Source organism: Streptomyces sp. 351MFTsu5.1, from assembly GCF_000383655.1.
In the GTDB taxonomy this organism is placed as follows: domain Bacteria; phylum Actinomycetota; class Actinomycetes; order Streptomycetales; family Streptomycetaceae; genus Streptomyces; species Streptomyces griseorubiginosus.
In genome coordinates this window covers 87,435-109,431 of record NZ_KB911800.1, presented here as the reverse complement: position 1 = coordinate 109,431, position 21,997 = coordinate 87,435, and the positions used below count along the sequence as shown (strand labels likewise).

Below are 21,997 nucleotides of genomic sequence, written 5' to 3'. Positions count from 1 at the left end.
GATGTGGATGACCCGGATACACGTGGAGGGACCGCGGTGGCAGCAGCACCAGTCTGGAGTGTCGACCCCCGAACCGGGAAGCAGCGCGAACAGGTTGCGGTGGAGGCCACAGCCCAGGAGGTGGACGCCACGGTCCGCGCCGCGCACGACGCGCGCGCGTCCCTCGCCGACCGCGCCGTCCGCGCGGCCTTCCTGCGCTCCGCCGCCGACCTGCTCCAGGCCTCCGAGGACCACCTCGTCGAGGCCGCCGACGCCGAGACCGCGCTCGGCCCGGTCCGGCTCACCGGCGAACTCGCCCGCACCGCCTACCAGCTGCGGGCCTTCGCCGACATCGTCGACGAGGGCGAGTTCCTCGGCGTGGTGATCAACCACCCCGACGACACCGCCACCCCGCCCATCCCCGACCTGCGCCGCTACAAGGTTCCCCTCGGCGTCGTCGCCGTCTACGCGGCCTCCAACTTCCCCTTCGCCTTCTCCGTCGCCGGCGGCGACACCGCGAGCGCCCTCGCGGCCGGAAACCCGGTCGTCGTCAAGGCCCACCCCGACCACCCGGCCCTGTCCGAGCTGGTCGCCTCCGTGCTGCGCCGGGCCGCGGCCGAGCACGGCATCCCGGCCGGTGTCCTCGGCCTGGTCCACGGCTTCGAGGCAGGCCTCGAACTGATCAGACACCCCCTGGTCGCCGCGGCCGGCTTCACCGGCTCGGTGAAGGGCGGTCGCGCCCTGTTCGACGCGGCGGCCGCGCGTCCGGTGCCGATCCCGTTCCACGGCGAGCTGGGCTCGCTGAACCCCGTCGTGGTCACCGAGGAGGCGGCCGCCGAGCGGGCGGAGGCCATCGGTGCCGGGCTGGCGGGCTCCATGACCCTCGGGGTCGGCCAGTTCTGCGTGAAGCCGGGCCTGGTCCTCGTGCCGTCCGGCGCGGCGGGCGACGGCCTGGTGAAGTCCCTGACCGACGCCGTCAGCGACACCGACGCGGGCGTCCTCCTCGACCACCGCATGCGGGACAACTTCGTCGCCGGGGTCGCCGAGCGCAGGCGGCTCCCCGAGGTCGACTCCCCGGTGACGCCCGGCGCGGGCGGCGAGCACACGGTCAGCGCGGGCTTCCTCACCGTGGCGGCGGAGAAGCTGACCGAGGAGGGGGCGTACGACCTGCTCCTGGAGGAGTGCTTCGGCCCGGTGACCGTGGTGGTCCGCTACGACGACGACGCCCAGGCGCGCGCGGTGCTGTCCCGGCTGCCCGGCAACCTGACGGCCACCGTCCACCTGTCCGCCGAGGAGGCGGCCGGAAAGGGCCGTGGGGCGGAGATCCTCGCGGAACTCACCCCGCTGGCCGGCCGGGTCCTCGTGAACGGCTGGCCGACCGGAGTCGCGGTGGCCCCCGCCCAGCACCACGGCGGCCCGTACCCGGCGACCACGTCCACCTCGACGTCGGTGGGCGGTACCGCGATCGAGCGCTGGCTGCGGCCGGTGGTCTACCAGAACGCCCCCGAGGCGCTGCTCCCGCCGGAGCTGCGGGACGACAACCCGCTGGGTCTGCCCCGCCGTTTCGACAACCGTCTCGAACGTTAGGCCACCCGAGGTCCGCCCGCGCGGAGGCAACTGGAAAACTCTGAGGATGGACGTCGAACTCTCCGAACTCCCCTTCCCGCTCCGCACCTACGGCCCCGACGGACACTGGGCGTACGAGGACGGCATTCTCTCCGGCTGGGCCGGCCCCCGGCAGGACCGGTTCGTGCCGCCCACCGGAGAGTCGCTCGAACCCGCCGCCGACGCGCCGCGGCTGCTCGGCGCCCCCGAGGGCGACTTCCAGCTGATAGCCCGCGTCACCGTGGGCTTCAACGGCTCGTTCGACGCGGGCGTGCTGTACGTCCACGTCGGCGAGCGGGCCTGGGCCAAGCTCTGCCTGGAGAACTCCCCGGACGTGCCCACCGTCTGCACGGTGGTCACCCGCGGCCACTCCGACGACTGCAACTCCTTCACGGTGGACGGCAGTTCGGTCTGGCTCCGGGTCAGCCGCACCGGCCGCGCCTTCGCCTTCCACGCCTCCCGGGACGGCGAGCGCTGGACCTTCGTCCGCCTGTTCACCCTGGGCGACGAGAAGGAGACCGGCGCGGCCCTGGTCGGCTTCATGGCCCAGGCCCCGATGGGGGCGGGCTGCGTGGTGACCTACGACCACATCGAGTTCAGGGACGCCTGGCCGGACGACCTGCGTGACGGAAGCTGAGCGTTCTTCCGCGGTCGGTGGGGAATGGAACCCGCTGCTTGAACGTTCACCCATCGAAGCGGAGGGAGTCTCCGTCACCGTCCGACCTGGAGAGAGCCGAACCATGCGCGTCGAGATCTGGAGCGACATCGCCTGCCCCTGGTGCTACGTGGGCAAGGCCCGCTTCGAGAAGGCGCTGGAGGCCTTCCCGCACCGCGACGGCGTGGAGGTGGTGCACCGGTCGTTCGAGCTGGACCCCGGCCGGGCAAAGGGCGACGTGCAGCCCGTGCTCGCCATGCTCAGCAAGAAGTACGGCATGAGCCAGGCCCAGGCCCAGGCCGGCGAGGAGAACCTCGGTGCCCAGGCCGCGGCCGAGGGGCTCGACTACCGCACCCGTGACCGCGACCACGGCAACACCTTCGACCTGCACCGCCTCCTCCACCTCGCCAAGGAGAAGGGCCGGCAGGACGAGCTGGTCCAGATCTTCTACCGGGCCAACTTCGCGGAGGAGCGCTCCCTGTTCAGCGAGGGCGACGAGCGGCTCGTGGAGCTCGCCGTCGAGGCGGGACTGGACGCCGACGAGGTCCGCACGGTCCTCGCCGACCCCACCGCCTACGCCGACGAGGTCCGCGCCGACGAGCGCGAGGCCGCCGAGCTCGGCGCCAACGGCGTCCCCTTCTTCGTCCTGGACCGCAAGTACGGCGTCTCCGGCGCCCAGCCCGCCGAGGTCTTCACCCAGGCCCTCACCCAGGCCTGGGGCAACCGCTCCCCGCTCCAGCTGATCGACCAGGGCGCCGCGGACGCCGAGGCCTGCGGCCCCGACGGGTGCGCGGTACCGCAGCAGCACTGACAGCCGTACCGCAGCAGCACTGACAAAGGCGCAGGTCGGCGCGGACGTATAAGCGTTCCTTAGCGGAACCACGTAAGAAATCGCAATGGACCGAGAGGTCTCCCGGCCCCACAGTGGACCCATGGAGACCTTCGAGAGCCTCGTCCGCGCCGAGTTCGCCCCGAAGAACACCTTCCTCAACACCGCGAGCAGCGGCCTGCTGCCCGCCCGGACCGTGACCGCCCTCCAGGAGGCGGCGCTGATCCGCGCCGAGGGCCGCCCGCTGGACCCCCTGTTCCAGGACGTGGAACGGTCCCGCGCCGCGTTCGCCCGGCTCGCCGGCGTCCCGGTCGCCCGGGTGGCGGCCGGCGCCTCCGTGTCCACCCACTCCGGCCTGGTCGCCGCCGCACTGCCGCCGGGCGCCGAAGTCCTCACCGCCGAGGACGACTTCACCTCCGTCGTGAACCCCTTCCACACCCGCGGCGACCTCAAGGTCCGGATCGTGCCGCTGGAGCGGCTCGCCGACTCCGTCCGTCCCGGCACCGCGCTCGTCGCGGTCAGCGCCGCCCAGTCCGCCGACGGCCGGATCGCCGACCTGCCCGCCCTGCGGGAGGCCGCGCGCGCCCACGGCGCCCGCACCTACGTCGACTTCTCCCAGGCCGCCGGCTGGCTCCCGGTGGACGCGGAGTCCTACGACTACACCGTCTCCACCACCTTCAAGTGGCTCCTGGGCCCGCACGGTGCCGCCTTCCTCGTCGTGCCGCCGGAGTCCGAGGGCTTCGGCGAGCTCAGGCCGGTGCTGGCCGGCTGGGTCGCGGGGGAGGTCCCCTGGGACAGCTGCTACGGCCCGGTCGCCGAACTGGCCCACTCCGCCCGGCGGTTCGACATCAGCCCGGCCCTGTTCACCTACGCGGGAACCCGCAGCTCCCTCGAACTCATCGAGGAACTCGGCGTGGACGCCGTGCGCGCCCACGACCTCTCCCTCGCCGACCGCTTCCGCACCGGACTCGCCGACCTCGGGTACGCCCCGCTGCCCGCACCCGGCTCACCGATCGTCTCCGTGCCCGGACTCGGCGTGCGCCAGGAGGAGTTGAGCGCGGCGGGCATCGAGGTCTCCAACCGGGCCGGCAACCTGCGTGCCTCCTTCCACCTGTACAACACGCCCGCGGACGTCGACCGGCTCCTGGACGCCCTGTCTCCCTGAGCCGCCGGCGCCGGGCCGGTCGGCGACGTAGGAAGGGCATCACCGGGATGGTGGGCCGTCGCGGTGCGCGTGACCCACAGCGTGGCGGCCGCCGAGGACAGGGGGCGGGAGGTCTGCGCCCAGCTGTGGAGCAGGCCGTACCCCCTCGACGCGCACCGCGGCCGGCACCGCAGGGAGATCTCGCCGACGACCTCGCGCTGTACGCCATCCCGGGACGCCTCGCCCGGCCCCGCCGAAGCCGTCGTCGGCGGGGAGCACTCCCTTTGGCCGCACACCGCCCTCGCTGAACTCCTGCCCCGAGAGCCGACAGGCGACGCGGCCGCCGTACGGAACGTACGGGAGCCGCGTCGCCTGTCGTGGGTGTGAGACCAGCTCACCCGGTCACGTCACCGGTGGTCACTTCACCGGCGTGAAGTCCCTCGCGCCGATGAACTCCGGCCGCCGGATGGGTGCCGCGAACGGCTCCACGGCCTCGTTCTCCACGCTGTTGAACACGATGAACACGTTGCTGCGCGGGAACGGCGTGATGTTGTCGCCGGAGCCGTGCATGCAGTTGCAGTCGAACCAGGTCGCCGAACCGGCCTTGCCCGTGAAGAGCTTGATGCCGTACTCGGAGGCCATCGCGGTCAGCGCCTCGTCCGAGGGCGTACCCGCGTCCTGCATCTGCAGCGACTGCTTGTAGTTGTCCTTCGGGGTGGCCCCCGCGCACCCGAGGAAGGTGCGGTGCGACCCCGGCATGATCATGAGGCCGCCGTTGGTGTCGTAGTTCTCGGTCAGCGCGATCGAGACGGACACCGTGCGCATGTTCGGCAGGCCGTCCTCGGCGTGCCAGGTCTCGAAGTCGGAGTGCCAGTAGAAGCCGCTGGCCCCGAACCCGGGCTTGACGTTGATCCGCGACTGGTGGACGTACACGTCCGAGCCGAGGATCTGCCGGGCCCGGCCGACGACCCGCTCGTCGCGCACCAGATTCGCGAACACCTCGCTGATCTTGTGCACCTCGAAGACCGAGCGGATCTCCTTGGACTTCGGCTCGATGATCGAGCGCTCGTCCGCGCGGATCCCCGGGTCCGTGACGAGCCGCTCCAACTCCCGCTGGTACACGGGAACCTCGTCGGGGCGGATGAGCTGGTCGACGGCGAGGAAGCCGTCGCGCTCGAACGACTCCAGCTCGGCCGTGGCGATCGGTCCCGGCGCGCCGGGCGCCGACCAGACGACCGGGTCCTTGCGCGGGGTCGACACCTCGGTGGTGCCGCGGCTGGGGTACAGGTCGGTGATGGTCACAGTCATCACACCTCCTCGGGTTCGGTGAGCAGCGGGTAGACGCCGTTCTCGTCGTGGTCCTCCCGGCCGGTCACGGGCGGGTTGAACACACAGATGCAGCGGAAGTCCTCCTTGATCCGCATGGTGTGCCGCTCGTGCCCGTCGAGGAGGTACATGGTGCCGGGCGTGATCGTGTACTTCTGCCCGGTCTCGTCGTCGGTGAGCTCGGCCTCGCCCTCGACGCACACGACGGCCTCGATGTGGTTCGCGTACCACATCGACGTCTCCGTACCCGCGTACAGGATCGTCTCGTGCACGGAGAAGCCGACCCTCTCCTTGGCGAGAACGATGCGTTTGCTCTCCCACGTGCCGGACGCCGCCTTCACGTGCCGGTCGGTGCCTTCGATCTCCTTGAACGAACGGACGATCACGGTGTTGCGATGCCTCCTAGGTGGTGTTTCAGACGGTTTCCCGGACGGCACGGGCGAGGATGCTCAGTCCCTCGTCCAGCTCCTCCGGGGTGATCGTGAGTGCCGGAAGCAGCTTCACGACCTCGCTCTCGGGGCCCGAGGTCTCGATGAGCAGCCCGAGTTCGAAGGCCCGGTGCGCCACCTTCCCGGCGCGCGCCTTGTCGTGGAACTCCAGACCCCACACCAGCCCGCGGCCGCGGTACTCCTTGATGTCGGCCAGGTTCTCCTCGGTGATGGAGATGAGCCCCTGCTCGACCTGCTCGCCGCGCTGCCGGGTCTGCTTCTCCATCGCGGAACCGTCCGCCCAGTACTGCTCCAGGGTGGCGGTGGCCGTGACGAAGGCCGGGTTGTTGCCGCGGAAGGTGCCGTTGTGCTCGCCCGGCTCCCAGATGTCCAGCTCGGGCTTGAACAGGCAGAGGGACATGGGCAGTCCGTAGCCGCTGATCGACTTCGAGACGGTGACGATGTCGGGGGTGATGCCCGCCTCCTCGAAGGAGAAGAAGGCACCGGTGCGGCCGCAGCCCATCTGGATGTCGTCGACGATGAGCAGCATGTCCTGCCGCTCGCACAGCGCGGCGAGGGCCTGGAGCCACTCGCGCCGGGCGACGTTGATGCCGCCCTCGCCCTGCACTGTCTCCACGATCACCGCGGCCGGCTTGTTGAGGCCCGAGCCCTGGTCCTCCAGGAGCCGCTCGAACCAGAGGAAGTCCTCGACGGTGCCGTCGAAGTAGTTGTCGAACGGCATCGGCGTGCCGTGCACCAGCGGGATGCCGGCGCCGGCCCGCTTGAAGGCGTTGCCGGTGACGGCCAGCGAACCCAGCGACATCCCGTGGAAGGCGTTGGTGAAGGACACGATCGCCTCGCGGCCCTTGACCTTGCGGGCCAGCTTCAGCGCCGACTCCACGGCGTTGGTGCCCGTCGGACCCGGGAACATGACCTTGTACGGCAGGTCCCGCGGGCGCAGCACCAGGTCCTGGAAGGTCTGGAGGAAGGCGCGCTTGGCGGTGGTCGACATGTCGAGCCCGTGCGTGACGCCGTCCCGCTCCAGGTAGTCGATCAACGCCCGTTTCAGCACCGGGTTGTTGTGGCCGTAGTTCAGTGAACCGGCGCCGGCGAAGAAGTCCAGGTAGGCGTGCCCGTCCTCGTCGTACATACGGCTGCCCTGCGCGCGGTCGAAGACGGTGGGCCAGCCGCGGCAGTAGCTGCGCACCTCGGACTCGACGGTCTCGAAGACGCTGAGGTCGGGCTGGGTGATGGTCACGACGAATTGCTCCTCGGGTGCGTGGGGGTGCGTGGGGGAGGGGAGTTCGGGGTGGTCGGTCCGCGGTGGCCGTCCGGCCGTCAGGGGGAGAGGGGGCCGATGCGGTAGAGGACCTCGGGGTCGTGCGGCCCGTCGGGGAACTGGCTCGTGTCGAACAGCACCTCGCGCTCCAGGGCGGCGCCACGGCGTTCGGCGAACGAGGTGAACAGCCGCTCCGAGGCGGTGTTGCCCGGGGTGATGGTGGTCTCGACGGTGGTCAGCCCGCGCTCGGCGACGAGCCGGGCGGTGAGGCCGTCCAGCAGGGCGGCGGCGAGACCGTGGCCGCGGTAGGCGGAGTCCACCGCCACCTGCCAGACGAGCAGGGTGCCGGGCCGGTCCGGGCGGACGTACCCGGTGACGAAGCCGACCGGCTCCCCACGCTCGTTCCGTGCGACGGCCGAGGTGGCGGCGAAGTCGCGGCACCACAGCAGATAGCTGTACGACGAGTTCAGGTCGAGAACTTCGGAGTCGCGGGCGATGCGCCACAGCGCGGCTCCGTCCGCGACCGTGGGCCGGTCGATTTGCAGGTCTGCTTGTACGGCAGTCATGCGAATTCAATTTACCGACGGAAATAGAAAAATGCATCGCCGGGTGGGGTTACGTGAGGGCGTTCCGTGTGTTATCACGCGTGCGCGCTGTGATGCCGCCAAGAGTGCCCGATTTGAAATGTTTCGCACGGCACATAACAACCAAATCGGGCGGGCTGTGTAACGCGTCACAACCGTGTAACCCCCACGAGATCTCCGCGAATTCTGCCTCGATGCGTTCGCAGAATCTTTGCGTTTAGGGAGAGGGAAAGCGGGCAGAAGAATACGGGAATCTCATCTCCTGTAAACCCGGGAATTACCCCGCCAATTATGCTCCGGTAACCCCGTCGATGCGTTCCCGCAAGATGTCGGCGTGTCCGTTGTGCCGCGCGTATTCCTCCACCATGTGGATGAGCACCCAGCGCAGACTGACCTCGACCCCGGCCATGTCTCCGTCGGCGATCCGCCCCACCGCGTCGAGGGACCGCCCCGCACACACCTCCCGCCCCCGCGCGATCTCCCGGCGCCAGACGTCCAGCGCCTCGTCGAGCCCACGACGCGGATCGAGGACGTACCCGGTGGGCTCGTCGAACACGGGCGGCAGATCGACCCCTCCGACGACCCGCTGAAACCAGTTCCGCTCCACCTCGGCCAGATGCTGCACCAGCCCGAGCAGCGTGAGGGCGGACGGCTCGGCGGCCGCGTCCCGCACCTGCCGGTCGTCCAGCCCCCGGCACTTCAGCTCCAGGGTGGCGCGGTGAAAGTCGAGCCAGCTCTCCAGCATGGGCCGCTCGTCACCGGTGAGCAGGGGGATGGGCCGGCCGTCGGGGAGTGTGTGAGTGGTCATGGACCGAGGGTGCCATCAACGGGCCCGCGGGCGCGGGGCTGTATCGACATGCGGCTCCGCCGCGTGGGCGCGACAAGCCACGACAGCGCCGCGGACGACAACGAACCCCCGGCGCTATCGCGAAGCTCTCAGCTCCAGGCATCCTCCGCCGCGCGCAGCGCACGCTCCACATCCACCGCCGCCCCCGTCTCCGCCAGAGCCGCCCCCAGCCCCGCCAGACACCCCCGCACAACCTCCCGCGTCGCATCCGCCCCGTAGTGGTTGACCCGGATCATCTCCGCGGCCAGCGCACCCCCACCCGCGGCCAGCGGCAACGCGGGGTCGAGGGACAGCGCCCGCGAGACCAGTTCCGAGGCCACAACACCGGTCGGCGTACGCAGCGTCGTGGCGACCGGCGCCGCCGCCCGGTCCTCGTGGACGTACGGCTCAAGGCCCCCGCCCAGAACCCGCACCCCCGCCCGCGTCGCCGCGGCCGCGGACCGGTGCCGGGCCATCACCGCGTCCAGGCCGGCCGCCTCGATCCGCTCGACGCACGCCTCCAGCGCCAGCATCTCCAACTGCGCAGGCGCGTGCAGCAGAGCGCGGCGGCCGCCGTCGATCCAGCGCTCCTTCCAGTCCAGGAGGGAGAGGTACGACCGCCTCGGCGCCCCCGGGTTCGCGGCCATCCGCTCCCACGCCCGCGCGCTCACCGACACCGCCGACACCCCCGCAGGACCGCCCATCGCCTTCTGCGCCCCGATCACGCACAGGTCCACACCCCACGCGTCCGGCAGCACCGGCTCGGCGCCCACGGAAGCCACCGCGTCCAGGTAGAACAGGGCACCCCGCTCCCGTACGACCTCTCCGATCTCCGCGACCAGGTTGGTGTTGCCGGTCGCCGCCTCGGCGTGCACCAGCGACACGAAGTCGATCTCCGGGTGCTCCTCGAAGGCCGCGGAGATCTGCTCAGCCGTCACCGCCGTGTGGAACGGCACCGCCAGGTCGATCACCTTCGCCCCGCAGTCCCGCAGCCAGTTCCCGAAGGTCTGCCCGTACGGACCGGTGATGACGTTCAGCGCGGTCGTCCCCGGACCGGCGGTCCCCCGGATCGCCCCCTCCAGCGGCAGCAGCGCCTCGCCCTGCATGATCACCACGTCCTGCCGGGTGTCCAGCAGACGGGCCACCCGGTCCTCGATCTCGGCGAAGCGGGCGGCGCTCAGCGGGGCCAGGTCCAGGAGCGGGTGTGTCACGGCGGTGCCTTTTTCTCGGATGGGGTAGAGGTGTCGAGAGTAACCGCCGCCCCAACCCGACCGGCGACCACATCGCCCCCCACCGGAGGTCCTCGTGCACACCGTCCCCGGCCGCAGAGCCCACACCCCGGCCCGTCGCCTGGCCGCGACCATTGCCGCGGCCGGACTGCTGCTTCTGACCGCCTGTACCTCCACGGACGACGGAGGCAGCGGCTCGAAGACCGCCGCCGGCGGGGTCGAACTGGTCAAGGCCGGACAGCTCACCACCTGCACCCACCTGCCGTACCCGCCCTTCCAGTCGGAGATCGACGGCAAGGTCCAGGGCTTCGACGTCTCGCTGATCGACCTGGTCGCCAAGGACCTCGGGGTGAAGCAGGAGATCCTCGACACCCCCTTCGAGAACTTCAAGACCGGCGCCTTCCTCAACTCCGGCCAGTGCGACCTGGCCGCGGCCGGCATGACCATCACCGAGGAACGCAAGAAGAACGTCGACTTCTCCGACCCCTACTTCGACGCCACCCAGGCCCTCCTGGTCGCCAAGGGCAGCGGGATCACCTCGCTCGCCGACGCCAAGGCCAAGAAGATCAAGCTCGGCGCCCAGGCGCAGACCACCGGCGAGGACTACGCCAAGAGCCAGGGCTTCGACCCGGTCTCCTTCGAGTCCTCAGACGCCGTCCTCAGCGGGCTGCGCTCCGGCCAGGTCAAGGCCGTCGTCATCGACTACCCGGTCGTCCAGGGCTGGCTGAAGAACAAGGCCAACGCCGACGCCTTCCAGCTCGCAGGGCAGATCAACACGGGTGAGCAGTACGGCTTCACGGTGAAGAAGGGCAACACCAAGCTGCTCGCCGCCGTCAACAAGGCGATCGCGGACGCCAAGGCCGACGGCACGTACAAGAAGCTCTACGAGAAGTGGATCGGTCCCTACGACGAGTCCGCGGCGTCCCCGTCCGCCTCATGACCGCCGCCGACACACCGGTCCAGCCCCGCAGGAAGGGCCTGACCCGGCGTCAGAAGCGCAGCGTCTCGCGGGGTGTCCAGTACGTCGTCTTCGTGGCCGTCGTGATCGCGTTCGCGGTCTCGGCGGACTGGGGTCGGCTGAAGAACCAGTTCGCGCAAGGGGACATCGCCCGGCAGATGTTCCCGGACGTCATCACCCTGGCGCTGAAGAACACCGTGCTCTACACGCTGTCCGGCTTCGTCGTCGGACTCGTGCTGGGCATGGTCATCGCGCTGATGCGGCTGTCCTCGGTCGGTCCCTACCGGTGGTTCGCCGGCGTCTACATCGAGATCTTCCGCGGTCTGCCCGCCCTGCTGATCTTCATCTTCATCGGCGTGGCCGTCCCGCTCGCGTTCCCCGGCACGGAGATCGTCGGCGGCACCTACGGCAAGGTCGCCCTCGCGCTCGGCCTGGTGGCGGCGGCCTACATGGCGGAGACGATCCGCGCGGGCATCCAGGCGGTGCCCAAGGGGCAGATGGAGGCGGCCCGTTCACTCGGCTTCTCGCCCGCCCGGGCCATGGTCTCGATCATCGTCCCGCAGGCCTTCCGGATCATCCTCCCGCCGCTCACCAACGAGTTGGTCCTCCTCTTCAAGGACTCCTCGCTGGTGCTGTTCCTCGGCGTCACCCTGGAGGAACGCGAACTGTCCAAGTACGGCCGCGACCTGGCCAGTACGACCGCCAACTCCACGCCGATCCTCGTCGCCGGCCTGTGCTACCTGCTGGTGACGATCCCGCTCGGGTTCGTGGTCCGCCGTATGGAGGCGAAGGCCCAGGAGGCCGTGAAATGACCGCTGAAGCCAGCCACCCCGAGATCGAGGTGCGGGGCCTGCACAAGTCGTTCGGCGCCCACGAGGTCCTCAAGGGCATCGACCTGGAGATCGGCCGCGGCGAGGTCGTCTGCGTGATCGGACCCTCCGGCTCGGGCAAGTCCACGCTGCTCAGGTGCGTGAACCTCCTGGAGGAGCCGACGAAGGGCCAGGTCTTCGTCGGCGGTGCCGAGTTGACCGACCCGGACGTCGACATCGACGCGGTGCGCCGCCGTATCGGCATGGTCTTCCAACAGTTCAACCTGTTCCCGCACCTCACGGTCACCGAGAACCTCACGCTGCCGCAGCGCAGGGTCCTCAAGCGGGACCGGGCGAAGGCCGCGAAGGTGGCCGCCGAGAACCTCGCGCGGGTGGGGCTCGCCGAGAAGGCGGACGCCTACCCGGCCTCCCTCTCCGGTGGTCAGCAGCAGCGGGTGGCGATCGCCCGCTCGCTGTCCATGGGACCCGAGGTGATGCTCTTCGACGAACCGACCTCGGCCCTGGACCCGGAGCTGGTCGGCGACGTCCTCGCGGTGATGCGGATGCTCGCCCGGGAGGGCATGACGATGATGGTCGTCACCCACGAGATGACCTTCGCCCGTGAGGTGGCCGACCGGGTCGTGTTCATGGACGACGGGGTGATCGTCGAGGACGGCACCCCGGCCAGGGTGATCGGCAGCCCCTCGCACGAGCGCACGCGTCATTTCCTGTCCCGGCTCCTTGACCCGGCCATGGCCGAGGTGGAGGAGGAGACGTCGGACCAGGTGGGCGAAGACGGCTGAAGCGGGGACATACGTTCCTCTGTCGGCAAGAGGTTGTGAACCTGCATGATTCGTGACATGACGACTCTGAATGACATGGGCGGCAGCGCACTGCCCCCGCTGCCGGAGGACTGGGAGCGATGTCTGGCCGTGGCCTCGCATCCCGACGACATCGAGTACGGCGCCGCCTCGGCCGTGGCCCGCTGGACCGCGCAGGGCAAGCAGGTCGGCTACCTGCTGGTCACCCGCGGCGAGGCCGGCATCGACGGACTGCACCCGGACGAGGCCGGCCCGCTGCGGGAGGCCGAGGAGCGGGCGGGGGCCCGTGAAGTGGGCGTCGACACCGTGGAGTTCCTCGACGGTCACCGCGACGGGATGATCGAGGAGGGCCCGGCCCTGCGTCGCGACATCGTGCGGGCGATCCGCAGGCACCGGCCCGAGGTGGTGGTGACCGGGGCGTACACCGTGCGGATGATCGCCGGTGTCGTCAACCAGGCCGACCACCGCGTGGTCGGGCTCGCCACGCTGGACGCGGCCCGCGACGCGGGCAACCGCTGGATCTTCCCCGAACTCGCCGACGAAGGCCTCGAACCCTGGGGAGGCGTCCGCTTCGTGGCCGTCGCCGGCACCGACCGGCCCACCCACGGAGTCGACATCACCGGCGAACCCCTGGAGCGCGGCATCGCCTCCCTGGCCGCGCACGCCGAGTACACCAAGGGCCTCGGCGCCGGAGCCTTCGCGCCCCGCCCCTTCCTGACCTGGGCGGCCCGCCAGGGCGGACCCGCCCTCGGCGTCGAGGCGGCGGTCCTCTTCGACGTCCACCAGCTCGCCTTCGAGGGCCCACCACCCTGGGAGCAGTGACGCTTCGCTGACTAGGGTGCGGTCCATGAACGATCACGCGGTGCTGCACGTGAAGGGCCGGATCCTGACCGGCCCCGAGGAGGTCCGGGACGAACTGTGGGTGGTCGACGGGCGGATCTCCTACGACCGTCCCGTCGCCGCCCGTGACGTCCGCACGGTGTCGGGCTGGGCGCTGCCCGGTCTCGTCGACGCCCACTGCCATGTGGGCCTGGGCCCGCACGGCCCGGTCGACCAGAACGTGGCCGAGCAGCAGGCCCTGACCGACCGGGAGGCCGGCACCCTGCTGATCCGGGACGCCGGTTCCCCCTCCGACACCCGCTGGGTCGACGACCGCGAGGACCTCCCGAAGATCATCAGGGCCGGTCGGCACATCGCCCGCACCCGCCGCTACCTCAGGAACTTCGCCTGGGAGATCGAGCCCGAGGACCTCGTCGCCTACGTCGCCCAGGAGGCCCGGCGCGGCGACGGCTGGGTCAAGCTCGTCGGGGACTGGATCGACCGCGAGGTGGGCGACCTGGCCCCCAGCTGGCCCCGCGAGGCGGTCCAGGCGGCCATCGCGGAGGCCCACCGCCTCGGCGCCCGGGTCACCGCGCACTGCTTCGCCGAGAACTCCCTCCAGGACCTGGTGGAGGCGGGCATCGACTGCATCGAACACGCCACGGGCCTCACCGAGGACCTGATCCCGCTGTTCGCCTCCCGGGGCGTCGCGATCGTCCCCACCCTGGTCAACATCGCGACCTTCCCGAAGCTGGCGGACGGCGGCGAGTCCAGGTTCCCCCGCTGGTCGGCCCATATGCGCCGGCTCCACGAGCGTCGCTACGACACGGTCCGGGGCGCCTTCGACGCCGGCATCCCGGTCTTCGTCGGCACCGACGCCGGCGGCACCCTCCCGCACGGCCTGGTCGCGGCGGAGGTCGCGGAACTGGTCACGGCCGGCATCCCCCCGCTGGACGCCCTGGCCGCGACCACCTGGAGCGCCCGCGCCTGGCTCGGCCGCCCCGGCCTCACCGAGGGCGCCCCCGCCGACCTGGTGGTGTACGGACAGGACCCGCGCGCGGACGTCCGGGTGCTGGCGGACCCGGCGCACATCGTGCTGAACGGCCGGGTGGTGCGGTAGCCCGCGCTCGGACGGGGGCGGCGCGCTCGAAAGCCTGCACGGGTGCGCCACGATCGTGTGAACTCCCGGGGGAACGCTGTCGAACGACGAGGGGTGCGACATCCTTTCGAGGTCCCGAGCCAGTCCTCTCTGGGGGTCCCACCACCTTGAACAGCACCAACTTCCGCATGCCCGCACGCCGACTCGCCACCGTGGCGGCGGCCACGGCCCTCGCCGCAGGTCCCGCGGCACTGGGGGGCGCGAGCGCCGCGCACGCGACCGGCGAGCAGGGCAGGGCGAGCGCCGTCGTCCTGCGCACCGGGCTGGACGTCTCCCTCCTCGGGAAGACCGCGAACGTCCCGCTCGCGGTGACCCTCAACGAGGTCGAGGCACCCCGGAGCGCCCGGAAGACCGCCCTCACCGCCACGCTGGACGGCGTGGACGGCGGCCGTCCGTTCCGTGTGCTCGCCGCCGAGACCGCCGACGCGAAGGCCACGGTCACGGACGGGACGGCGGAGGCCACCACCGAACTCGCGCACGCCAAGGTCCACGTCCCCGGACTCCCGCTGCTCTCCCTCATCGAGATCGAGGGGGTCACCTCGAAGGCGACCTGCGAGGCCGGAAAGACGCCGACGGCCTCCTCGAACCTCCTGGGCGCGGTCACGGTCCTCGGCAGGAAGGTCACGGTGACGGCGGGCGGTCCGACCGACGTCAGGGTCCCGGGTGTCGGGGAGGTCCGCCTCGACCTGTCGACGAACGCCACCACCTCGCGCACGGCCGCCGCCACCGCGCTGCAACTCCGTGTCGCGGTGGACCCGTTGAAGCTGGGGGTCGCCGCGGTCGAGGGCACCCTCACCCTCGCGAAGGCCACCTGCGAGGCCCCGGAGGCGGAGGCCCCCGCGGCACCCCCGGCCGAGGCGAAGCCGCAGGGCGAGGTGAAGCCCCAGGGCGGCCCCGCCAAGGAGGCGGGCCTGGCCGAGACCGGCGGCGGCTCCCTGACGCCGTACCTCGCGGGCGGCGCACTCGCCCTCCTCGTGGCGGGCGGCGCCGCGGCGGCGACGGCCCGACGCCGGGGCTGACCCGAGCTTCCGGCCGGCCGGCGCGGAGGGGGCGCCGGCCGCCCGGGAACGCCCGCGAGATGCCCAACCGGGAGCCGTCACCCCTTGGCCAGGGTCACCGCCTGGTCCAGCGCCTGGAGGAAACGGTTCACCGTCGGCCGGTCCCGCACCGCGAGCCGTAGCCACTCCTCGTCGAGCCCCGGGAAGGTGTCCCCGCGCCGCACCGCCCACCCGAGATCCCGCAGATGCCGTCGTACGGCCGTGGCGCGCGGCAGGCGGACGAGGACGAAGGGACCCTCCGCCGGTTCGACGACCCGGAGCCCGTCCGGGGCGAACTCCCGCAGCCCGGCGACGAGATGGGCCCGGTCGGTGGCGACGCGGTGGGCCGCGTGGGCCGCCTCCGCCAGGGCCCGCGGCTCCATGCAGGCCTGTGCCGCGGCGAGGGCCGGGGTGGAGACCGGCCACAGGGGCTGGGCCCGCTCCAGGGCGGCGATCGTCTCCGGGGCGGCGAGCACGTACCCGATCCGCAGACCCGCGAGACCCCAGGTCTTCGTCAGGCTGCGCAGCACGACCAGACCCGGCACGTCCGTCCGCCCGGCCAGCGCCTCGCGCTCGCCCGGCACCGCGTCCAGGAACGCCTCGTCCACCACCAGCGTCCGGCCCGGACGGGCCAGTTCGGCGAGCGTGGCGGCCGGGTGCAGGACCGACGTGGGGTTGGTCGGGTTGCCGACGACCACCAGATCGGCGTCCTCGGGGACGACCGCAGGGTCCAGCCGGAAGCCGTCCGCCTCCCGCAGCAGCACCCGCTCGACCGGGTGCCCGGCGTCCCGCAGCGCCGCCTCCGGCTCGGTGAACTGCGGGTGCACCACGACCGCATGACGAACCGTCAGGGCGCGCGCCAGCAGCACGAACGCCTCGGCGGCCCCCGCCGTCAGCAGCACCCGCTCCACGGCCACCCCGTGCCGGGCCGCCACCGCCGCCCGCGCCGCGCGTCCGTCCGGGTACGCGGCGAGCCCCGCCAGGGACCCGGCGATGCGCTCCCGCAACCACGCAGGGGGAGTGTCCGCGCGGACGTTCACCGCGAGGTCGGTGAGCTTCGCCCCGTCGTCCCGCACCTCGGCGTCGCCGTGGTGCCGCAGGTCATGGGCCCCGGCGGGTTCAGTGCGCATGGGTGTGCGCGCCATGGTGGTGCCCGTGGTGATGGTGGCCGTCGTCGTCCGGGTGGAAGTGCGGCTGCTGCGGCAGGCCCACCTTGTCCTCGAAGCCGGGCAGCGCGATGCGGTACACGCAGGTGTCGCAGTTCATCCTGAGGTCGCCCTTGACGGCCTCCTCGTACCGCTCCAGGACCAGGTCCAGCAGCTCCGGCTCCGGGCCGATCACCTCCGCCGAGCGCACCTCGACCTCCGGGTGCGCGGCCGCCCAGCCCTCGGTCTGCTGCTTCACCCGGTCCGGCAGGATCCCGGTGAACAGGAAGTAGGGGAGCACGACGATCCGCCGCGCCCCCAGCGCCGCACAGCGGTCGAGCCCGCTGGGCACGTCCGGCGCGGCCAGCGACACGAACGCCGTCTCCACGCCCGCGTAGCCGCGCCCCTCCCACAGCAGCCGGGCCGCCTTGTGGACCTCCGCGTTGGCGTCCGGGTCCGTGGAGCCGCGGCCGACGAGCAGCACCGTCACGTCCGACCGGTCCAGCGGCGTACGGCCCCCGGTGGCGCCCAGCGCCTCGTCGAGACGGCGCTCCAGCACGTTCAGCAGCGCCGGGTGCGGGCCCAGCGGACGGCCGTAGGTGTACGAGATCCCCGGGTGCCGCTCCTTCTCGCGGGCCAGCGCGGCCGGGATGTCCCCCTTGGCGTGTCCGGCGGACACCAGCATCAGCGGTACCGCCGCGAACCGGCGGACCCCGCGCTCCACCAGCTCGCCCACCGCCTCGGTGAGCGGCGGCGGGGACAGCTCGATGAAGCCGCCCGCGACGGGCAGGTCGGGACGGCGGGCCCCCAGCTGCCGGACGAAGTCGCGGAACGCCTCGGCTCCGGCGTCGTCCCGGGTGCCGTGACCGGCGATGAGCAGGGCGGGCGGCGGGGTGGTCACGATGTCTCCTCAGAGGGGTGGATGGGGTGGTACAGCAGGGCGTTGAGCGCGGCCGAGGCGACCGCCGAACCGCCCTTCTCGGACACGTTGCTCACGGCGGGCAGCCCGCTCGCACGCAGCGCGGCCTTGGACTCGACCGCGCCGACGAAGCCGACGGGCAGCCCGATGACGAGCGCCGGGGCCGCGTCCAGGGTCAGCAACTCCTCCAGCGCGGTGGGGGCGTTGCCGATCACCCAGATCGCGCCCGGCCCGACCTGCTCATGGGCCAGCCGGACGGCGTGGGCCGAACGCGTCAGCCCCGGGCCCGACTTGGCGTCCCGCAGCCGGCAGACGGTCTCCCGCCGGGTGATCCCGGCCGCGACCATCTCCACGTCCGTGACGACGGGCGCCCCGGCGTGCAGCGCCCGGTGCGCCTTCTCCAGCTCGCCCTCGTCCATGACGAGATCGCCGGCGTACTCCAGGTCGGCCGCGGAGTGGATGACCCGTTCCACCACGGCCCGGGTCAGCGGCGGGAAGTGCGAGGTGTCCAGGCGGGCGCGCAGCCGCCGGTAGGACTCCACCTCGATCGGGTGGACGACACGGTTCACCGGGTGCCCTCCTGCCAGCGGTAGCCGCGCGGGGTCACCATGCGCCCCGCGATGTCACGGGTGGCCGTGTTGCCCACGGTCACGACCGTCATCATGTCCACCGTCGCCGGATCGAGCGCGGCCAGGGTGGTCAGCCGGGCGGACTCGTCCGGCCTCGACGCGTTCCGTACGACACCGACCGGCGTGGCAGGCTCCCGGTGCCCGGCGAGGATCGCCAGCGCCTTGGGCAGCTGCCAGTCCCGGCCCCGGGAGCGCGGGTTGTAGAAGGTGACCACGATGTCCGCCTCGGCCGCCGCCCGCACCCGCCGCTCGATGACCTCCCACGGGGTGTGCAGGTCGGACAGGCTGATGGACACGTGGTCGTGGCCCAGCGGGGCCCCCAGGATCGCGGCCGCCGCGAGCGCCGCGGTGACCCCCGGGACGCCGATCACGTCGATGTCGTCGGAGGCCTCGGCGAGCGCGGGGGAGGCCATCGCGTACACCCCGGCGTCCCCGCTGCCGATCAGCGCGACGGCCTGACCCTTGCGGGCCTCCTCGACGGCCGTGCGGGCCCGCTCCTCCTCGGCCCCGAGGCCCGACTCCAGGACCCGGGTGCCGGGCCGCAGCAGATCGCGGATCTGGTCGACGTACTGGTCCAGCCCCACCAGCACGGAAGCACGCCGCAACTCCTCCTTGGCGCGCGGTGTGAGCAGGTCCCGGGCGCCGGGACCGAGCCCGACGACCGCGAGCCGGCCGCGCGCGGGACGCCGTACGACCGCACAGGTCGCCATGGCGGGGGCTCCGTCCTCACGGGCGGACTTCCGCTTGGGGACGAGGAGTTCACCGCCGCCGATCAACGCGGCGGCCTCCGCGACCGAGGGCGTGCCCACGGCGGCCAGGGGAGCGTCCGACGGGTTGGGTACCTCGACGGCCGCCAACTCCTCGGCGGACCAGGTGATCAGGGGGACGCCGAGCCGCTCGGCCGCCGCCACGATCCCCGGCTCCCCGGCCTTGGCGTCCACGGTGGCGAGTCCTGCGACGCTACGAGGGGACAGCCCGGCCTCGCGCAACGCGCCCTCGACCAGCGCCAGCACCTCCCCGGCGGGCGCCCCCTTGGAGGCGCCGACCCCGACGACGAGGGTGGGCGGACGCAGCACGACCTCCCGCTCGGAGGGCTCGACGAGCCGGTCCGTGACACGGATGCCGTACGCACCCTCCCCGGCGACCGGCAGCGGAGGCAGCGGCCAGCCCGACTCGTTGTGCAGGGCGACGGGTTCACCGTCCAGGAGCGCCCGCGACACGGCCGCCACGGCGCCCTCCACGGGCAGCCCGAGGGTGTCGAGCCCCGGCACCCCCACCGCGTCGGTCGCTGTCGTCACCACGGGCTCCGCACCGAGCAACTCCCCGACCTCCCGGGCGAGTTCATTGGCACCGCCGCCATGTCCGCCGACCAGGGACACGGCGAACCGCCCACCCTCGTCGACGCACACCACACCCGGGTCGGACGCCTTGTCGCCGAGCAGCGGGGCGATCAGCCGTACGACCGCTCCCGTCGCCAGGAAGCACACCAGCTGCTCGCACTCCGCGAACGCCCGGCGCACGGCGTCCGCCACGGGCCCTTCGTACACCCGCGTGCGGTCCGGCCAGGCCGCGGCCAGCCGGTCGCGCGCCGCCGCCCCCGCCGCGGTGGCGGAAATAAGGCCGATCACTGAGCAACTCCCTCTCGATACGCGGGGTCTCTGACGCCCCACAGCAGAAAAACCGGATTGGTCGCCGCGAGCCGGGTCACCTCACCCGGCAGCGGTGCGAGCCGGGACGACTGGAGCAGGACGCCCTCGCAGCCGAACCCGGCATCGGTGAGGGCCGCACGCACGGCCGGCACCCGGTCCAGGGCGGCCATCGCCACCACGACACTCCGCCGGGCCCGGCGCGCACAGGCGGCCACGATCCCGGGCAGCTCACGGCCGCCGCCACCGACGAAGACGGCGTCGGGATCGTCCAGCGCGGCGAGCGCGTCCGGCGCCGACCCGTGCACGACCTGTACGTCGACCCCGTGCGCGTCGGCGTTGGCACGGATGCGCTCGACTCCGTCGGCGGCCTTCTCGACGGCCACGACAGCGGCACCGAGCCGCGCACACTCCACGGCCACGGAGCCGGACCCCGAACCGACGTCCCAGACGAGATCACCGAGCCGGGGCCCCAGCCTGGCCAGCGCCAGCGCCCGCACCTCGAACTTGGTGATCATGGAGTCACGGTGAGCGAACTCGCCTTCTTCCAGGGCCCATTGAGAGGGGGCTGGGGGAGGCCCGGCGACTGTCCGGGGGGTACCGACGACCCGCGCCTCATCGAGACACAGCACGACGCTCACGGCCGTCCCCCAGTCCCGAGCGGCAGCCTCAGCAGGGGTGACCCGCTCGACCCGTTCGTCGCGGGTACCGAGCGCAGAGGCAACGAGGAGTACGCGTTGCAGGGGCGCGGGGCTGTTTCGATTAGCGGCTCCGCCGCGGGGCGCGACCAGCCCAGACGGCGCCCCACCCGCCCCACTACCCAAAGCGGCACCAAGCTCAGCTGGCCCCGCCCCCGGCCCGGTGAGCACCGCAACCTTCGGACGAGCCCGGCACACATTCACCGCCGTCCGCAGATCCCGCCCATGCGCACTCACCACCACCGCGTCGTCCCACGGCACCCCCACCCGAGCGAACGCCGCGGCCACGGAGGACACCCCCGGCCGCACATCCAACGCACCGGAACCGAACCGCTCCGCCAGCACCCGCACGATCCCGAAGAACCCGGGATCACCGGAGGCCAGCACAACGACCCGGGACCCCTTGTCGAGATGCCGCCCGACGACATCCAGCGCAGGAGCAAGCGGCCCCAGAACGACCTGCTCCACCCCCGGAGGGACCCCCACCGCGTCCAGGTGCCGCCGTCCGCCCACGACCAGCCCGGCCCCGGCGAGAACGTCCGCGGGCGCCGCCGACACCCCCGTACCCACGACCGTGATCACGTGCCGGCACCCTTCGCCGCCCGCAGCGCCCGCCGGGCCTCCGGGTCGGCCTTGCGGTACCCGTGGAAGTGCCCGGGGTGGTAGAGGTGCGACCGCGTGCCCTCGGCGTCCAGCGCCGGTCCGACCAGGAACAGCGTGTGCTTCCAGAGCTTGTGCTCCTTGACGGTCTCCTCCAGCGTCTCGATCGTGCACCGCACCATCAGCTCCTCCGGCCAGGTCGCCTGGTAGGCCACGACGACCGGGGTGGAGGTCGGGTAGCCGCCCTCCAGCAGCTCCCGCACCAGCTGTCCGCTGCGCGCCGCGGACAGGAAGATCGCCATGGTGGTGCCGTGCTTGGCGAACTCCCGCACCTCCTCACCGGGCGGCATCGGCGTCTTGCCACCGCCGAGCCGGGTCAGCACCACGGACTGCGCGACCTCCGGGATGGTCAACTCCCGCTGGGCGAGCGCGGCCACGGCCGAGAAGGCGGAGACCCCGGGCACGACCTCGGTCGCCACGCCGATCACCGCGCACCGGTCGAGCTGCTCCTGCGTGCCGCCCCACAGCGCGGGGTCGCCGGAGTGGATACGGGCCACCTTGAGCCCCGACGCGTGGGCCCGCTCGTACACCGCGACGACGTCCTCCAGCGACATGGTCGCCGAGTCCAGGATCTCCGCGTCCGCACGGGCGTGTTCGAGGACCTCCGCCTGCACCAGGCTCGCGGCCCAGATCACGACGTCGGCCTCGGCGATGGCGCGCGCGGCACGGAACGTCAGCAGGTCGGCGGCGCCGGGGCCGGCACCGACGAAGGTCACCTTGCCGGTGGTGGCATCGGCCATGGGAATCGGTCCTCTCATCACAAAGGGTCTTGAAAAGGTCTCAGGACTGCGGTCGGCCGGGTGGCCGGATGTG

23 protein-coding genes are annotated in these 21,997 nt (G+C 72.1%); 11 read left to right on the top strand and 12 right to left on the bottom strand.

Features of this window, described 5'->3' with window-relative positions:
• Nucleotides 1–99: 99 nt before the first annotated feature.
• The 5 genes from H295_RS0139025 (at nucleotide 100) to H295_RS44305 (ending at nucleotide 4,599) form a co-directional block, all read left to right on the top strand.
• Nucleotides 100–1,566, top strand: coding sequence for an aldehyde dehydrogenase (NADP(+)) (locus H295_RS0139025; protein ID WP_020140793.1), 1,467 nt, complete (start codon nucleotides 100–102; stop codon nucleotides 1,564–1,566).
• A 46-nt stretch (nucleotides 1,567–1,612) separates the two neighbouring features.
• Entirely contained in the window at nucleotides 1,613–2,221 is a 609-nt protein-coding gene (locus H295_RS0139020) for a DUF1349 domain-containing protein (RefSeq protein ID WP_020140792.1), read from the top strand.
• A gap of 103 nt (nucleotides 2,222–2,324) precedes the next feature.
• On the top strand, nucleotides 2,325–3,050 hold the full coding sequence (locus tag H295_RS0139015; protein WP_020140791.1) for a DsbA family oxidoreductase: 726 nt from the start codon (nucleotides 2,325–2,327) through the stop codon (nucleotides 3,048–3,050).
• 121 nt (nucleotides 3,051–3,171) lie between these two features.
• On the top strand, nucleotides 3,172–4,233 hold the full coding sequence (locus H295_RS0139010) for an aminotransferase class V-fold PLP-dependent enzyme (RefSeq protein ID WP_020140790.1): 1,062 nt from the start codon (nucleotides 3,172–3,174) through the stop codon (nucleotides 4,231–4,233).
• Between the two features lie 63 nt (nucleotides 4,234–4,296).
• Entirely contained in the window at nucleotides 4,297–4,599 is a 303-nt protein-coding gene (locus tag H295_RS44305; RefSeq protein WP_020140789.1) for a hypothetical protein, read from the top strand.
• A gap of 30 nt (nucleotides 4,600–4,629) precedes the next feature.
• On the opposite strand, the gene thpD is transcribed toward H295_RS44305, so the two are convergent.
• The 6 genes from thpD to H295_RS0138975 form a co-directional block, all read right to left on the bottom strand.
• Nucleotides 4,630–5,520, bottom strand: a complete 891-nt coding sequence (gene thpD / locus H295_RS0139000; protein ID WP_020140788.1) for an ectoine hydroxylase — start codon at nucleotides 5,518–5,520, stop codon at nucleotides 4,630–4,632.
• Nucleotides 5,520–5,924: an ectoine synthase gene (locus tag H295_RS0138995; RefSeq protein WP_020140787.1), complete on the bottom strand. Its 405-nt coding sequence runs from the start codon at nucleotides 5,922–5,924 to the stop codon at nucleotides 5,520–5,522. Before H295_RS0138995 ends, thpD begins: the two co-directional genes overlap by 1 nt.
• A gap of 28 nt (nucleotides 5,925–5,952) precedes the next feature.
• The gene (gene ectB / locus H295_RS0138990) at nucleotides 5,953–7,224 is read right to left on the bottom strand and encodes a diaminobutyrate--2-oxoglutarate transaminase (protein WP_020140786.1); all 1,272 of its coding nucleotides are present in this window, start codon (nucleotides 7,222–7,224) and stop codon (nucleotides 5,953–5,955) included.
• Between the two features lie 80 nt (nucleotides 7,225–7,304).
• Nucleotides 7,305–7,811: a diaminobutyrate acetyltransferase gene (gene ectA / locus H295_RS0138985; protein WP_020140785.1), complete on the bottom strand. Its 507-nt coding sequence runs from the start codon at nucleotides 7,809–7,811 to the stop codon at nucleotides 7,305–7,307.
• Nucleotides 7,812–8,118: 307 nt separating this feature from the next.
• Complete coding sequence (locus H295_RS0138980; protein WP_020140784.1) at nucleotides 8,119–8,637, bottom strand: DinB family protein; 519 nt, start codon at nucleotides 8,635–8,637, stop codon at nucleotides 8,119–8,121.
• Between the two features lie 128 nt (nucleotides 8,638–8,765).
• The gene (locus H295_RS0138975) at nucleotides 8,766–9,866 is read right to left on the bottom strand and encodes a pyridoxal-phosphate-dependent aminotransferase family protein (protein WP_020140783.1); all 1,101 of its coding nucleotides are present in this window, start codon (nucleotides 9,864–9,866) and stop codon (nucleotides 8,766–8,768) included.
• 94 nt (nucleotides 9,867–9,960) lie between these two features.
• Between H295_RS0138975 and H295_RS0138970 the strand changes: the two genes are divergently transcribed.
• From H295_RS0138970 to H295_RS0138945, 6 genes are all read left to right on the top strand, one after another.
• A complete protein-coding gene (locus tag H295_RS0138970; protein WP_020140782.1) occupies nucleotides 9,961–10,824 on the top strand; it encodes a transporter substrate-binding domain-containing protein in 864 nt (287 codons plus the stop codon).
• The gene (locus tag H295_RS0138965; RefSeq protein WP_020140781.1) at nucleotides 10,821–11,654 is read left to right on the top strand and encodes an amino acid ABC transporter permease; all 834 of its coding nucleotides are present in this window, start codon (nucleotides 10,821–10,823) and stop codon (nucleotides 11,652–11,654) included. The genes H295_RS0138970 and H295_RS0138965 overlap by 4 nt, the downstream gene beginning before the upstream one ends.
• The gene (locus tag H295_RS0138960; RefSeq protein ID WP_020140780.1) at nucleotides 11,651–12,454 is read left to right on the top strand and encodes an amino acid ABC transporter ATP-binding protein; all 804 of its coding nucleotides are present in this window, start codon (nucleotides 11,651–11,653) and stop codon (nucleotides 12,452–12,454) included. The genes H295_RS0138965 and H295_RS0138960 overlap by 4 nt, the downstream gene beginning before the upstream one ends.
• A gap of 57 nt (nucleotides 12,455–12,511) precedes the next feature.
• Nucleotides 12,512–13,294, top strand: coding sequence for a PIG-L deacetylase family protein (locus H295_RS44300; RefSeq protein WP_234021776.1), 783 nt, complete (start codon nucleotides 12,512–12,514; stop codon nucleotides 13,292–13,294).
• Between the two features lie 25 nt (nucleotides 13,295–13,319).
• Complete coding sequence (locus H295_RS0138950) at nucleotides 13,320–14,411, top strand: amidohydrolase family protein (RefSeq protein ID WP_020140778.1); 1,092 nt, start codon at nucleotides 13,320–13,322, stop codon at nucleotides 14,409–14,411.
• A gap of 146 nt (nucleotides 14,412–14,557) precedes the next feature.
• Entirely contained in the window at nucleotides 14,558–15,469 is a 912-nt protein-coding gene (locus H295_RS0138945) for an SCO1860 family LAETG-anchored protein (RefSeq protein WP_020140777.1), read from the top strand.
• A gap of 77 nt (nucleotides 15,470–15,546) precedes the next feature.
• Here H295_RS0138945 and cobC read toward each other — a convergent pair whose 3' ends face one another.
• The 6 genes from cobC to cobM are packed head-to-tail and all read right to left on the bottom strand — an operon-like array spanning nucleotide 15,547 to nucleotide 21,924.
• On the bottom strand, nucleotides 15,547–16,617 hold the full coding sequence (gene cobC / locus H295_RS0138940; protein WP_028810157.1) for an Rv2231c family pyridoxal phosphate-dependent protein CobC: 1,071 nt from the start codon (nucleotides 16,615–16,617) through the stop codon (nucleotides 15,547–15,549).
• A complete protein-coding gene (locus H295_RS0138935) occupies nucleotides 16,607–17,533 on the bottom strand; it encodes a sirohydrochlorin chelatase (RefSeq protein ID WP_020140775.1) in 927 nt (308 codons plus the stop codon). Before H295_RS0138935 ends, cobC begins: the two co-directional genes overlap by 11 nt.
• Nucleotides 17,530–18,120 carry a precorrin-8X methylmutase gene (locus tag H295_RS0138930; protein ID WP_020140774.1) on the bottom strand — a complete coding sequence of 197 codons (591 nt, stop codon included), beginning with the start codon at nucleotides 18,118–18,120 and terminating at the stop codon, nucleotides 17,530–17,532. Before H295_RS0138930 ends, H295_RS0138935 begins: the two co-directional genes overlap by 4 nt.
• Nucleotides 18,117–19,808, bottom strand: coding sequence for a precorrin-3B C(17)-methyltransferase (gene cobJ / locus H295_RS0138925; protein WP_020140773.1), 1,692 nt, complete (start codon nucleotides 19,806–19,808; stop codon nucleotides 18,117–18,119). The genes H295_RS0138930 and cobJ overlap by 4 nt, the downstream gene beginning before the upstream one ends.
• Nucleotides 19,805–21,106: a bifunctional cobalt-precorrin-7 (C(5))-methyltransferase/cobalt-precorrin-6B (C(15))-methyltransferase gene (locus H295_RS0138920; protein ID WP_043218697.1), complete on the bottom strand. Its 1,302-nt coding sequence runs from the start codon at nucleotides 21,104–21,106 to the stop codon at nucleotides 19,805–19,807. The genes cobJ and H295_RS0138920 overlap by 4 nt, the downstream gene beginning before the upstream one ends.
• Nucleotides 21,103–21,924 carry a precorrin-4 C(11)-methyltransferase gene (gene cobM, locus H295_RS0138915; RefSeq protein ID WP_020140771.1) on the bottom strand — a complete coding sequence of 274 codons (822 nt, stop codon included), beginning with the start codon at nucleotides 21,922–21,924 and terminating at the stop codon, nucleotides 21,103–21,105. Before cobM ends, H295_RS0138920 begins: the two co-directional genes overlap by 4 nt.
• Nucleotides 21,925–21,997 lie beyond the last annotated feature (73 nt).